Consider the following 13,721-nt stretch of genomic DNA (forward strand, 5'->3'; position numbering starts at 1 on the left):
CAACAGAAGCTCCTACTACAACAGAAGCGCCTACAACAACAGAAGCTCCTACAACAACAGAAGCTCCTACTACAACAGAAGCGCCTACTACGACTTCTGTAACTACTACTGAAGCGCCTACTACGACTTCTGTAACTACTACTGAAGCGCCTACTACGACTTCTGTAACTACTACTGAAGAAAAACCTGGACTGCCAAAAACTGGAGAAGGTAAAGGAACATTAGTCACTATCATTGGTTTTGTAACCTTAATTTCATCCATTATTTTGGTAGCATTTCTACATAAATCAAAAAAAGACTAATTCTAAATTAGAGATTAGGTTTGATTAGAAGTTCAAAAAGGATTTACTTTTAAAAAGTAAATCCTTTTTGTATGATTAAAAATAAAAATCGATAACCATTTTATGGTCATCGATTTTAAAATATTTTAGTCCTTTTCACCAAGTTTACTATTGATAGTCATCATGATACTTGCAATCTTTTCACCCCAATATGGATCAGAAGCGTAAAGAGTGTTCATTCCAGATGATTTATTACCAAGATGAGTTCTACCTTCATCAATATAATTCTCTCGGATCCATTTAGCTGCCCCCAAGATTCCTTTGTCGACATTGTCAAAACTCTTTGCTGAATCATATGGAGTTGTATCATAGGCAGCAATACCAAAGAAGTTATTCTTATCCTTAGCAATCTGACTACGTCCCCATGCACTTTCTAGAGCACTGTGCGCCATTAGATAGAGTGCATTGACCTGATAACGTTTCTCTGCTTCTTTGAAGACCTCTCCTTTACCTGCGAGACGACTTCCGTTAATATTCATAAGAGAATAAACTTTATCTAGTTCAGCTGCTGTGTAATTGGTTGGCTTTCTTAAGTCTCGATAGAGGAATGGATTCTCGACTTTAAAGGTATCAAAGTTAACACCATCCGCTGAATAGTATTTTTTACCAATAGCCATAGATGAACTATGAGGTGCTACACGAACGCTTGTATATGGTGATAATTCGTGGTAAACGTAACGACCGTCAGTCGTATAATGAGGGATAAACTCGTCACTTTCATTCACAGCTACAAGGTCACTCTTATTCATAAAGCCTGAAAGTCCAGAAATCTGAACTGGTAGTCTTTCTCCTTGAGCTCCTGAGGCAGAAACAGCCACGATAGAACCTTGCGAAATATAGCTAAGTCTACTACCAGAGGCACTATATACATAGGCTATAATTGGTTTTACCTTATAGTAAGTTGATGCAGACGGATTAGAAATCCATTTTCCATTATTCTCGAAACTATAATCTTTACCTTTGATTTTAAGAGTTCCAGTAGCATATAGTCCATCTTCTTTCAGATAATACCAAGCATTGTAACTCTTATCAAAGATCCACTCATTTTTGGCCATATAGCCACCTGATTTAAGATAGTAGGACCCTTGCCATTGATTTTCAGCATAAGTCCCATCTGGTTTTAAGTAGAACCAGCTATTGTACTGTTTGTCAAAAATCCATTCACTTTGTGCCATAGCACCACTATCTTTTAGGTAGTATTTATCTTTCCATTGACTACTCAACATGACCCCGTCTTTGTCAAATAAGTACCAAGAGCTATTAATCTTTTCCCATTTATTACGAACGACTTTACCTGAATCAGTAGCATAGTACCACTTTTCATCCATTTTTACCCAGTTCTTTTCAGCCATAGCACCGCTAGTCTGAAGAAGATAGTCATTATAAATGGTTTTACTTAACATGATACCAGCTTCATCAAAACGATACCATGAACCGTTAATTTTTTCCCATTTGTTGCGGATAATCTTTCCTGATTCTGTGGCATAGTACCACTTTTCATCCATTTTTACCCAGTTCTTTTCAGCCATAGCACCGCTAGTCTGAAGAAGATAGTCATTATAAATGGTTTTGCTTAACATGATACCAGTTTCATCAAAACGATACCATGAATCGTTAATTTTTTCCCATTTGTTGCGGATAATCTTTCCTGATTCTGTGGCATAATACCACTTCTCATCTATTTTTACCCAAGAAGTTTCAACCATAGCACCGCTTTTATTAAAGAGATAGTCATCATAAACTGTATTGCTAAGCATGGTACCATCCTGGTTAAAATAATACCAAACTCCAGCAATCTTCTTCCAATTTTTGACAGCCTTTTTATTTTCATAATAACGCCATTGACCATTCTCTTTTTGCCAACCTTCTTTGTTGACCTCTTCAGTAATTTCTTCTGTTGAAGAGTTATCCTTGGTAAGGGCTGTTTCTTGTTTCTGTGTAGATTGAGAAGAATCTTTTTCTGGATTCTGTTGATTTGAGTTTTGATTCTGCTTATCGTTCTGCTCTTGACCTTGAGCTTGCTTTTTCTCTTTAGCTTCTTTACTCGTTCCATTTGCTACAGTTTTTTCTGAACTTTGTACTTTGTTTGTAGCTTGGTTTTCCTCTGCTAATACAGTTGTTTTAGAAATCCCGGCTATGGAAAGAACAATTGTACTTGCTAGTAATATCTTTTTCATTTTTTACCTTTCAATTTTATATTCCCTATATTTTTTACTTCTTACTTATCGTTTTAAAGACAACGTTTATCCACTTTATTATACAATATAATTTCAATTATAAAAGTAACGTCTTAAAGAAGAAAGAAAGTTGTAATATTGTTAAAACAATTTAGAAATAAAAGTCAACAAAAAGTAGTCGAACAGGGTGTGAACGACTACTTTTTATCATTTATCTAAACTTCTGCTGTTCTGACATTCTTCTTCAATCGAATAGGATTTATAAAAATTGATAAAAGAGCTAGTACTGCAAAAGCAATACCTACATACCAGTAAGGGGCATCAAGAGTAGTTGAACGACCAGATAGATTGACAATCCCACGGAATAGTGTTCCTGTTGTAGCAATTGCTACTGCCGAATTCCATAAATTAAGACTAATACGAGAAAATTGAGGAAGAACTTTGAGAAAGATTGCTAGTAGAATTCCTCCAATAAGAGGTACCGCAAATAAATAGTGCATATGGACAGATGTCTCTCCAAAACTAAATGCTTCATAAATTCTAGAAAAAGCAAAGAAGAAAATCGTAATTAGTGTATAAGAGATGGCAGCTTTTTTAAAACGTTTTTTGTTAGGATTAATAACCGATGTAGACAATATCACTCACCGCCCTTTCTGAAATTTTGTTTCCTCCAGTCGTTGGTTTGTTGATAATCTGACCGTTGAAGTAAAGTGTAGAGGATCCCCCACCATCAAGATTGTAGGCAGTTTTTGCACCATAGGATTTCATAACTTCAGCAAGCTGGTACAAAGAGAGACCTTCACTTTCAGAAGTACGTCCGTCAGAAACAACAATAATGTAGTGGTTTTCGTCGATAATACCAATAGCTGTACGTGGATTCGAAGCCATAGCTTGTCCAACTTCTTGGTTTTTTCCTACTGCTATTTCACCATTTTCGACCAAGGCAGGACCAAAAGCTAAGAGATTAACAACTCCGTCTTTGACTAGTTGCTCAGCTGAAATCTGATCCTCGTAAATAATCTTGAAAGAACCATCTTTATAAATGGCTAAATCACCATTATTAGAATTTTCACGGACAGTATCACGATAGACAACTCCATTACGGATAACATAACCCGAAGAGTTGGCACCGTAATAGTCGCCATTGACTGCTAAAATTGCATCATTATCTGCAGCAGTGACAGATGTTTTAGCTGTTACGTTTGTTCCAAATGAGTTTTGAGCAAATGCTGTTTTTAGATATTCTGATGAATTTACTGTAACATCTGCAACATACACCTGGGTATGATTAACCGTCGTTTCAGTCAAATTGATAGAGATATTCTCGTCCTTATAACTTGAGTTAGTTACTGTTGCTGTTTTAGCAGCTTGACTAGCTTGAGCTGTATTGGAACTTGTATTAGTTGTTGCTACTGTCGAAATAGTCTCAGCAAGAACAAAAGTCTTTAACATGGAGTAACTAAAGGATCCTGTCAAGAGTAGGCCAAGAATCGAGGCATAAGCATATGGTTTCTTTAAAAATTTCATAGTACAGTTGATGTCCTTTCCTTAAAGATGAATTTCTTCTGCACTGTCCAAGAGACAGCGAAGAGAAGGATGCCGACGATAACTTTAGCGATCAGAAGGTTGACACCAAAGACTGTAAAGAAGAGACGAATCAGTAGCGTGTCTAAGACAAAGAGTCCAACTGCTAGACCAAAGTATCCCATTCCTGTTTTCACAAGGCTATCGTCGTTTTTAAAGACTAGTTTTTTATTTGTAGAGTAGTTAAAAACGGAGCTTGTCACACGAGCTAGTCCGTTAGCTAGGAAAATTCGGAAACTTGTTGGCGCTGTTGGTAAAAACAAGATTGCAATAGCGTAAACGATATAGTCTACAACAAAACTACTGAGAGATGACAGGGCGAATTTAAAAATATTTTTATAAATCATGAGCCCATCTTTTATTGGTCGGAAGTGTGAATCCTCATTATCATTGATATAGACAGTTTCGATGGGAACTTCTAAAATTTGATATTCTTTAGTAGCTTCAAGTAGCATATTCATTTCATATTCATAACGTTGTCCTTCGATCTTTAGCATAAAAGGAATAAGATTTGTTGTAAAAGCTCGAAGTCCTGTCTGAGTATCTGCTACTTCTACCCCAGTTTGAATCTTAAAAAGTGCTTTTGTCAAGCTATTTCCGAAACGGCTACGAAGGGGTACTTTACCTGTGAAGGCCCGCACACCTAAGACTAGCTTATTAGGATTTTCAGAAGCTTTGTTAGCCGTACGGAAAATATCCCAAATCTTATGCTGACCATCTGCGTCTGCCGTTACAACCGTTCCATAGCTATTTTGTTGTTGGATATAAGCAAAGGCCGTTTTAAGCGCTTGGCCTTTACCTTGATTCACTTGGTGACGGAGCACCGTAGCATATTGTTCTGCTTTATCAAAGATATTTTGACACTTTGATGAACTACCGTCGTCGATAATTAGAATATGAAAATCACTCTTTTCGTGGATTTTTTCGATGAGTTTGATAAGTTTATTATCAGGTTGATAAGCTGGAATTACTATATAGTTCATACCGGCACTCCTTTCTTAATGATGGTATAACTATACAGAACATCGCTTAAAGATACCTTATATCAGTTTTCTTTAAGAAAAAGTTTAAGAAACTTTAAGAATGGAACTCATTTCCTTTAGAAATCAAAAACAAACAATATTAATAAATATACAAAAATCCTCAAATAGCAAATGAATTTGAGGATGGAATTTATTATAAAATAAACTATTTACTCTATTTTATCTCTTAATTTCTCGACAAAGAGATAGGCTGCGGGACAAGTTAAAGTGTTTTTGATAGTCAGATTATTGATTTGATAAATCTTTTTACGGTCGGTATGTGGAAATTCTCTACAAGCCTTGGGACGGACATCATAGATGGAACAGAGATTGTCACCACCGAGAAACGGACAAGGCATTGACTTAAAGACCTTATCACCGTCTTCATCAACTTGGAGAAACTCGGCTTCGAAGGCTGGTAATTTCATTTTAAAGTACTTGGCAATGCGTATAATATCTGCTTCCTTAAAGTCTGGTCCAAGGCTCTTGCAACAGTTAGCACAGGCTGTACAATCAATTTCTTCAAACACTTCTTGGTGAATCTCCAGCGCAATCTTATCTAGGTTTTTTGGTGCTTTCTTCTTCAAATTTCCAAGAAATTTACGATGTTCTTTTTGCTTTTGTAATGCTAATTGGTGATAGTATTCGATATCGATTTCTTTTGGCATAGATTCTTTTACATCCTTTTCTGAAACTAGTATACCATAACTGAAAATAAATAAAAACTACTGCCATTAAGGCAATAGTTTTTATAAGATTAGTTGACTTCGACCACCTCAACCATTTCTTTACCAAGTAAAATCAAATATTTTTCAACTTGATCTATTTGGTAAGAACGAGACAAGGCTTCTGCATAAAGTTCCAGTTGACCACGATAACGCTCAATCAATTGACTAGCATAATCGTATCGGTCTGTCTTGTAGTCAAATAGAATAATCTTGTCCTCATAGACTAGATAACCATCTAAGATTCCACGGACAACAAAATCTTCCTGACTTTTATCATCTCGTTTTAACATTGAGAACGGTTGTTCTCGATACAGTTTATCTTGGTTTGCAAGAATCTCTTGACCAAGATCTGTATCAAAGAAAGACAAGATTTTTTCTAGATTAACTTTATCTTTAACAGCTGAACTCGCTTGCACTTGTTCCAATGCTTCTGTTAGAGTTTCGATACTTGGTTTATGACAAAGGTTAATTCGCTGCATAAGTTCATGGGTAGCACTACCAATTTCAGCTCCAGTAACTTTTTCAGTCTTGGAAAAATCTGGCAGTTCAAATTGGAGAGTAGTTTCTTTTGGCCTACTTTGACCAGCTACCACTACACCTTCCATATCCATGACTGGTTCATAAAACTTTTTAATCTGACTTGGAGTTTGCACACTTGGAAGATTGATTGCTGCACGGTGGATTTCATTATACACTTCCACTTCTTTCAGCATTTGTAAAGCTTCCCTAATGGTATCAGACTGACGGTTGCTTGCCTGAGAAAGATCTTGGAGCTGGCTTTTATTTTCCAATTTACCGATAGCTTCTTCTGTCAGTTGTTCTTCACCCTCGAAACGAACACTAAAGTGTAAGTCCTCTTTAGAAAAAGCTTGATAGATGGCCCAAATCCAGTCCTGGAAATTTTGAGCATCTAACCTGGTTTGACGAGTTAGGAGACCTTGCCCATTTGTCGGGTATTCTTTAGACTCCAACTTTTCTCTCGATCCCTTTCCGACTAGATAAAGTTTTTTCTCAGCACGAGTCATAGCTACATACAGTAAACGCATTAACTCAGAATAGCTTGCTAATTGGAGCTCCTCTTCATTTTGACTATAAGTCAAGCTTGGAATCGATAACTTAATTGTAGATGGAAGATATTCCTCTTTTGCATTTGTAGCTACTCTAGCTACGTACTTAAGACCAAGGCCATTTTTACGACTTAGGATAACTTCAGACATGGAATCTTGCTTGTTAAATTGCTGATCAATATTGAGAATAAAGACATAAGGGAACTCAAGCCCCTTACTCTTATGAATACTCATAAGCTCCACAGCATCCTTAGGTGGAGCTACAGTGACACTGGCAAGGTCGTGCTTGGCTTCCAAGACTTGATCAATCATAGTTATGAAACGTGATAAGCCTTTAAAATTACTCTTTTCAAACTGGTCAGCTCGTAGTGCTAGGGCATAGAGGTTGGCCTGTCTAGCTTGACCATTTGGTAAAGCACCAACATAATCATAGTAGAAACGTTCGCTATAGATTTTCCAAATAAGGTCATAAAGCGAATGCGTTTTTGAGAACAAACGCCAAGCATTAACAGTTTCCAAGAAAAGGTTAAGCTTTTTATGGAGTTCAGATTTTATTAAATCCTTTTGGATACTAGTTTTTGCTTGAGCATTGACTAGTTTTTCATAAAAGTTCTCTTGAACCTTATCCTCAGAATTTTGAAGAGATAGACGAGCTAATTCATCTTCATCAAAGCTAAACATAGGAGACTTCATGAGAGCTACTAAAGCAAAGTCTTGGAGAGGATTATGGATAACACGAAGAGTATCCAACATAACCTGCACTTCTAAAGATTGCAAATAATTGTTTAGAGCGCCATCAGTTTTAACTGGTATCCCATATTCCGACAAAGCAAGTAGAACATGGTCATTCCGACTTCTGCTGGCAGTTAAGAGAGCAATGTCATTAAAAGGAACCCCTTTATCATTATGAAGATGCAATATCTCCTTAATGACCATTCGCATTTCACCAGTCAGTTTGTTGGACGAAAACTCTTCCTCTTCCTTAGAATCACCATCAACATCCTTATCATACAAGAGGACTTCTGCCTTGTTTTCTGGATCTGGCTGTAAATCAGTATTTCCGAAAACAAGTTGATGCATGCCGTCATAAGAAATCTCTCCAACTTCCTCATCCATGAGATGCTTAAAGACGTCATTGGTAGCATTTAGTACTTCAGAACTACTACGGAAGTTTTCCTTGAGCAGTATTAACTGACCTTCTTTGCTATCCTGAGCAAAACTGTGGAATTTTTCATTGAAGATTTGGGGATCTGCCTGTCTAAAACGATAAATAGACTGCTTGATATCTCCCACCATAAAACGGTTATGCCCGTTAGAGAGAAGTTCTAACATTCTTTCCTGGATATGGTTGGTATCTTGGTACTCATCGACCATGACTTCGTGGAAGCGTTCCTGATACTCTTTTCGAACTTGAGGGAAGTTTTCCAGAATCTCAATAGTATAGTGACTAATATCCGCAAATTCGAAGGCATTTTCTTCACGCTTACGCTTTCGATAGGCATCAACAAAATCACTCATGAAAACTTGAAAAGTCATTGCCAAGTCCCAAGACTCTTGATGATAATCTTCTTGGAATTTCAATAAAGTAATTTGGTCATTTAGTGCAATTAGCTTTTCAAACTTGTCTTTTCTCTTTTGGTTGTATGCTTCTTTCAGTTCTAGGAGTTCAGCCTTGCGACTAGCATTTGTGAGAGCACGGCCACCCTTATCCTTAGAAATACACACAACTCGCTCTAGAACTTCTTGATATTGATTAAAAGTTGATTCGTTGGTTAAAGCTCCGATTTCATCAAGAACTTGTTGGACAGCTTCTAAGTAGGCAGCTTTCCCAAATTCCTTGGCATCATTCTCTAGATGGTAACGGAAGAAACTTTCCAATTCCCAGAGTATTTGCTGAATATCTTGAGCCAGCTTTTCTTTAGAACTTGTAAAATCGGCCTTTTTGAATCCTTTTAAGAAAGATTCCTGTAGCCAGGCCTGAGGATTACTTGTAGATTGCAAAAAGTCATAAATCATATAGACCTGTTTACGCAATCCACGTGCATCCTTACTTTTACCCGCAAAGTTCTTGACCAGCTGACTAAACTGTTCTTGTTCCTTACTTTGGTAGTGACTTTCGAAAACTTGTCGAAAAACATCATTCTTTAAGAGGAGTTGCTCACTTTCATTCTCAAGAATGCGGAAGTTTGGAGCGAGGTCAATCAGATAACCATGTTTAGCCAGGAACTTCTGAGTAAAAGAGTCCATAGTTCCGATAGCAGCGTTTGGTAAATCAGCTAATTGTCTTCCAAGATGCTTTTTTAGCTCCATATCTTGAGTTTCTTGGATTTGTTGGCTGATTTTCTTTTCCAAGCGTTCTTTTAACTCGGTTGCTGCCTTTACCGTAAAGGTTGAGATAAAGAGTTGGCGAATTTCTACACCACGCGCTAGTTGATCAAGAATTCGTTCAGCCATGACAAAGGTTTTTCCTGAGCCAGCTGATGCTGAGACCAGAATATTTTGACCAGAACTGTATATAGCTTGAATTTGCTCAGCAGTTTTCTTGGGTTTCTTGTCAGAATGAGCTTCTTCTATTTGCAACTTTTCAATCTCTTCTTGGGATAAAAATTTCATCGCTCCAACTCCTCTCTTATTTTATTAAACCATGTTTCTTTATCATTGCTCTTAGCGACCTTATCTAACAATCTAGCTTGACCTAAATGGTAATTAGCTTCAAAACCAGTTATCGACTGATATTGTTGGACATAAGGAGCAATACTTCTGCCGTCTTCTGTGTAAGGATTGATAGCAAATCTACCAGATAAAATCTTCTCAGCAGCTTTCTTATAGATAAGGGCATTATAATCCAACAATAACTGGAATTCCTCATCAGACAACTGATAGGTCTTGTTTTTATTATATAGTTCCCCAAGGTTCTTTATCTCTTTTTCAAGAAATAACCCTTGATACTTCATAGTCTTAGTTGTTTCTGCTAAAGCCTTTGAAAGAGTTTTAACAGTTTGTAAGGACTGAACTGGCTCAGTCATCTCTAAATACATGGCACCAAAGAAGTCTGTATTTCCTTCTTTTTTAAGTGCAGCCAGATAGGTTGGTAATTGTGAATTAAGGCCGTTATAAAAGAGAGGGAAGTTAAACTGAGTTAGAGAAGATTTGTAGTCTACAACACCAATCGCATCACTTGTCTTTAAGCGATCTATACGGTCAACTTTACCACGGACATAGACATTTCTGCCGTTATCTAACTGGACAAAGGCTTGTTCCTTACCACCAAAGACTGCTTCTTCCTGAATTGTTTCAATTTCAGAATTATGACGAAGTATATGCCCAGTTGCACGCGCAACGTCTAAAAGAACTTCCTTGGTTAATTGGGCTTCCAAACTTTCTTGATAAATGGCTTGAAACTCACGTTCTTGACTGGTTTCAGAGATTGCTTGTTCTAAACGTCGGTCAAAAGGTGTATCAACAGGAAGTTTCATAGCTCGTTCAAAAATACGATGCAAGAAATTCCCATGGCTTCGAGCATCAGGTCGCAAACGTAATTCTTCCTGCAAGCCTAAGACATAACGAAGGTAATAGCTGTATTCATTACGATAAAACTCTGTTAATCCAGAAGTTGATAGATAGAAATCCTGATCTTGAGGATACAAGGCTTCCAAAGTTTCAGTAGCTAAGGTCTTACTTTTTGGACTAGTCGGTAGGACAGGATTTTCAAGACCTTGATCTTCTAATTTTCTCCCCATGACACGAGCTAGAACCTTAATAAAGGTTAAGTCCTGCTCACTTGTCTCCGACTCACCTTGCTGGTGATAAGCAACAAGACTAGACAAAAGACTGTGATAAGAACCAATATCATCCTTTGATAGGTTTCTTCGATCGATTCTCTTTTCAATCTTGCTAAAACCAAAATCCTGCAATTCTTTCAGATAAAATGACTCTTTGCTCTCGTTTTCATTGAGTAAACTTGGTGTCGATAAGACCAATTGCTTCTTGGCAGAATTTACCAAAGAAAGCATGGTATAGCGATTCTTCTTAAGATTTTCATGGCTAGCAATCAATAATTGAGAGCCTTCTTGAGTCCTTTGGTTCAGTACTTCTCTTTCTTCATCACTCAATAAACTCATGTTTTGGGTGATTTTAGGTAGATGATCCTGGGTTAAGCCAAGTGCATAGATGTAATCAGAAGTCAAAGGCGCAATCAAATCATAACTTTGCACCAGAACCTTATCTACCGTTGCTGGGATTGTACGATAATTTGACAAGGACATCCCTGAATGAAGAAGAGCCAAGAAATCATCTAAAGTGACCTGGGACCCTTCAAAAACAGTCGCAAATTGCTCCATTACGTGGCAAAATGCTTTCCATACCTCTTCTTGTCTTTCTTGCTCTGTCGCATCCATCGTTTCAGATAAGGATTGTAATTGCTTGGTAACAGATGCGTCCTTCAAAAAGTTATTCCATTTTGTAAGGATATTTTCAGTCTTTTGCTTACGACTGGATAATAAAGTTTCTAGTGGATTTAGGACACGGACACGCAGCTCATTTAATTTTTCTAAATCAAATTTTCCATGATGATTTTTTGTAAACTCTTGTTTAAAGTTAGAAAGTCCATCAATACCTAAATAGCGGATATATTGTTCAAAGCTATCGATTTCTTCTTGACTAATGTCGGTATATAAGCCAGTTCGCAAGAGATTAATCAAATCTTCTTGACGGAAATAGTACCGTTTGAGACGTCCCACAGATTCTACAAATTGAGTCAAAGGATGATGAGCCATAGACTCACTTCTCCCCAGATAGAAGGGAATCTGATATTGATTAAAAATTGTCTGCAAGGACAGTTTATAAGACTCTACGTCTCCTAGTAAGATATGAAAATTCTTATAGCTAAGTTTTGGCTCTTGGTGCAATTTCTGGCGAATACTACGAGCAACGAGCTCCAGCTCTTCTTTTTGTGTCAGACAAGACCAGATTTGCAATTCTTCTCTATCCTTAGCATCCACTTCCAAACTGATTTCAGAATAATCATAAGCACTTTCCAGTAATTTTGAGGCCTTGGCAAAAGCATCAAGGTTTTTATGTTCTTGACATGCATCTTCTGCCTTGGTCTGATATTTAAAAGCTAAATGACGTAGAAACTCAACACTGGCTTGATAGAGGTTACCTTCACTAAAAGAGCTATTATAGGCTCTCTTAGACGCATATACACCAATAATAATTTCAACACCCTTACGATGAAGCAAATCCACTAGGTGTTCCTCTTCTGCAGAAAAACGGGTAAAACCATCAATGACTAGGGCAATTTCACTAAAATCACTACTTACCTTGTTTTCTTCGATAGCATCAATCAGATAGGATAATGGACTTCCTTGTGAAACTTGACCTTGATTTAAATACGCTGTTATCTTTTCAAAAATCAAGATTAAATCAGAGCGTTTATCAGCATCTGTCAAACTTTCCAAGTCCAAAAAACTCATCTTTGCCGTTGTCATTTCATGATAAATCTCAATCAGTTGCTGGATGAATTGAGGATCTTGCTTAATAGCCCCGTAAACACGTAAATCCTTAGGATCAATCTCGGACAGACACTTATAGAAAGCCATACCAAGACCGATATCATCAAGACTAGTCCTCTCAGGAATATCATTTAAAACCAGATAACGAGCCATTTGAGCGAAGCGCGTGACTGTGATAGCAAAAGAAGCCTGCTGGCTTAAACATTCCAGCACGGCACGTTCCTTTTCAAAAGAAAGAGAGTTAGGGGCGATATAAAAGACTCGTTTGCCTTGGGCAACTAGTCCTTGAGCCTCCTTAGTTAGGATTTCTGTCAAAGAAGTCCGAATATCGGTATAAAGTAGTTTCATCTCTGCCTCATTTGTTTTTTCATTACTCTATATTATACCATGATTTAACAGAAGATTCTGCCTCTGATTCCCAAAATATGCTATAATATAGGCAAAAGACGAGAAAAGGAAAGACTATGATTAAATTACTTGCCCTAGATATGGATGGTACTCTTCTAAACGAAGCCAAGGAAATTCCTCAAGCTCATATTGATGCCATTCATAAGGCTATCGAAAAAGGTGTCAAACTAGTTCTCTGTACTGGACGACCTCTCTTTGGGGTTCTTCCCTACTACAAGAAACTCGGTCTTGATTTGCAAAATGAATATGTTATTGTCAATAATGGTTGTTCTACCCACCAAACCAGCGACTGGAGCCTTGTCGATTGGCGAGAACTTAGCAAATCTGACATCGAATACCTCAATGACCTTGCTGAAAAGAGTGAGGTTCAGTTGACTCTCTTTGATGAAGACCACTACTTCGTTCTTGGAGGCAAACCAAATCCTATTGTTCAATATGATGCCACACTTGTCTTTGCTGACCTGACTGAAATCTCACTGGAAGAAGCTACTAGTGGTAAATATCGTATGTTCCAGGGAATGTTTTTAGGGACAAAAGAACAAACGGATGACTTTGAACAACGATTTGCTGATGAACTTTGTCAGAGATTTAGCGGTGTTCGATCTCAACCAGTTATCTATGAAGCAATGCCACTCGGTACAACCAAGGCATCTGCTCTTTCTCGTTTGGCTGAGATTTTAGATATCCAACCTTCTGAAATCATGGCTATGGGTGATGCCAATAACGACATTGAGATGTTAGAGTTTGCTGGGCTGGGGATCGCCATGGGAAATGCCAGCGACCACGTCAAATCTCTTGCTGATGCCGTAACTGCCAGCAATGAAGAAAATGGTGTTGCACGCGCTATTGAGAAATATATTTTTTAGATATATAAAAAGCAA

Annotated in this window: 9 protein-coding genes; 2 read left to right on the top strand and 7 right to left on the bottom strand. The window is 37.5% G+C overall.

Annotation, left to right across the window (positions count from 1 at the left end; translation table 11 throughout):
* On the top strand, window positions 1-302 hold a 302-nt coding region (locus HMPREF9423_RS12665; RefSeq protein WP_029689689.1), incomplete at its 5' end, for an LPXTG cell wall anchor domain-containing protein.
* A gap of 125 nt (window positions 303-427) precedes the next feature.
* Here the strand turns inward: HMPREF9423_RS12665 and HMPREF9423_RS06540 are convergent.
* The 7 genes from HMPREF9423_RS06540 to rexB all read right to left on the bottom strand — a co-directional run bounded on the left by HMPREF9423_RS06540 (window position 428) and on the right by rexB (window position 12,780).
* Window positions 428-2,518, bottom strand: a complete 2,091-nt coding sequence (locus HMPREF9423_RS06540; RefSeq protein ID WP_006148547.1) for a glucosaminidase domain-containing protein — start codon at window positions 2,516-2,518, stop codon at window positions 428-430.
* Window positions 2,519-2,733: 215 nt separating this feature from the next.
* Window positions 2,734-3,153 (bottom strand): hypothetical protein, encoded by a 420-nt coding sequence (locus tag HMPREF9423_RS06545; RefSeq protein WP_006155832.1) that lies wholly within the window; start codon window positions 3,151-3,153, stop codon window positions 2,734-2,736.
* Window positions 3,134-4,045 carry a phosphodiester glycosidase family protein gene (locus HMPREF9423_RS06550; protein ID WP_006148549.1) on the bottom strand — a complete coding sequence of 304 codons (912 nt, stop codon included), beginning with the start codon at window positions 4,043-4,045 and terminating at the stop codon, window positions 3,134-3,136. Before HMPREF9423_RS06550 ends, HMPREF9423_RS06545 begins: the two co-directional genes overlap by 20 nt.
* Entirely contained in the window at window positions 4,042-5,085 is a 1,044-nt protein-coding gene (locus tag HMPREF9423_RS06555) for a bifunctional glycosyltransferase family 2/GtrA family protein (protein ID WP_006148550.1), read from the bottom strand. Before HMPREF9423_RS06555 ends, HMPREF9423_RS06550 begins: the two co-directional genes overlap by 4 nt.
* A 209-nt stretch (window positions 5,086-5,294) precedes the next feature.
* Window positions 5,295-5,792, bottom strand: coding sequence for a YkgJ family cysteine cluster protein (locus tag HMPREF9423_RS06560; protein WP_006148551.1), 498 nt, complete (start codon window positions 5,790-5,792; stop codon window positions 5,295-5,297).
* An 89-nt stretch (window positions 5,793-5,881) separates the two neighbouring features.
* Window positions 5,882-9,532: a helicase-exonuclease AddAB subunit AddA gene (addA, locus tag HMPREF9423_RS06565; protein WP_006148552.1), complete on the bottom strand. Its 3,651-nt coding sequence runs from the start codon at window positions 9,530-9,532 to the stop codon at window positions 5,882-5,884.
* Window positions 9,529-12,780: an ATP-dependent nuclease subunit B gene (gene rexB, locus HMPREF9423_RS06570; RefSeq protein ID WP_006148553.1), complete on the bottom strand. Its 3,252-nt coding sequence runs from the start codon at window positions 12,778-12,780 to the stop codon at window positions 9,529-9,531. The genes addA and rexB overlap by 4 nt, the downstream gene beginning before the upstream one ends.
* 116 nt (window positions 12,781-12,896) lie before the next feature.
* Here rexB and HMPREF9423_RS06575 point away from each other — a divergent pair, with 116 nt between their 5' ends.
* Window positions 12,897-13,706: a Cof-type HAD-IIB family hydrolase gene (locus HMPREF9423_RS06575; protein WP_006148554.1), complete on the top strand. Its 810-nt coding sequence runs from the start codon at window positions 12,897-12,899 to the stop codon at window positions 13,704-13,706.
* The last annotated feature ends 15 nt before the right edge of the window (window positions 13,707-13,721 follow it).

Origin of the sequence: Streptococcus infantis ATCC 700779, from assembly GCF_000187465.1 — a bacterium.
Taxonomy (GTDB): Bacteria; Bacillota; Bacilli; order Lactobacillales; family Streptococcaceae; genus Streptococcus; species Streptococcus infantis.

What these genes read in the sequence shown, in the direction of transcription:
- HMPREF9423_RS06575 (WP_006148554.1), top strand. Translation starts at nt 12,897, where the DNA reads ATGATTAAATTACTTGCCCTAGATATGGATGGTACTCTTCTAAACGAA.
- rexB (WP_006148553.1), bottom strand. Translation starts at nt 12,780, where the DNA reads ATGAAACTACTTTATACCGATATTCGGACTTCTTTGACAGAAATCCTA.
- HMPREF9423_RS06540 (WP_006148547.1), bottom strand. Translation starts at nt 2,518, where the DNA reads ATGAAAAAGATATTACTAGCAAGTACAATTGTTCTTTCCATAGCCGGG.
- addA (WP_006148552.1), bottom strand. Translation starts at nt 9,532, where the DNA reads ATGAAATTTTTATCCCAAGAAGAGATTGAAAAGTTGCAAATAGAAGAA.
- HMPREF9423_RS06555 (WP_006148550.1), bottom strand. Translation starts at nt 5,085, where the DNA reads ATGAACTATATAGTAATTCCAGCTTATCAACCTGATAATAAACTTATC.
- HMPREF9423_RS06560 (WP_006148551.1), bottom strand. Translation starts at nt 5,792, where the DNA reads ATGCCAAAAGAAATCGATATCGAATACTATCACCAATTAGCATTACAA.
- HMPREF9423_RS06550 (WP_006148549.1), bottom strand. Translation starts at nt 4,045, where the DNA reads ATGAAATTTTTAAAGAAACCATATGCTTATGCCTCGATTCTTGGCCTA.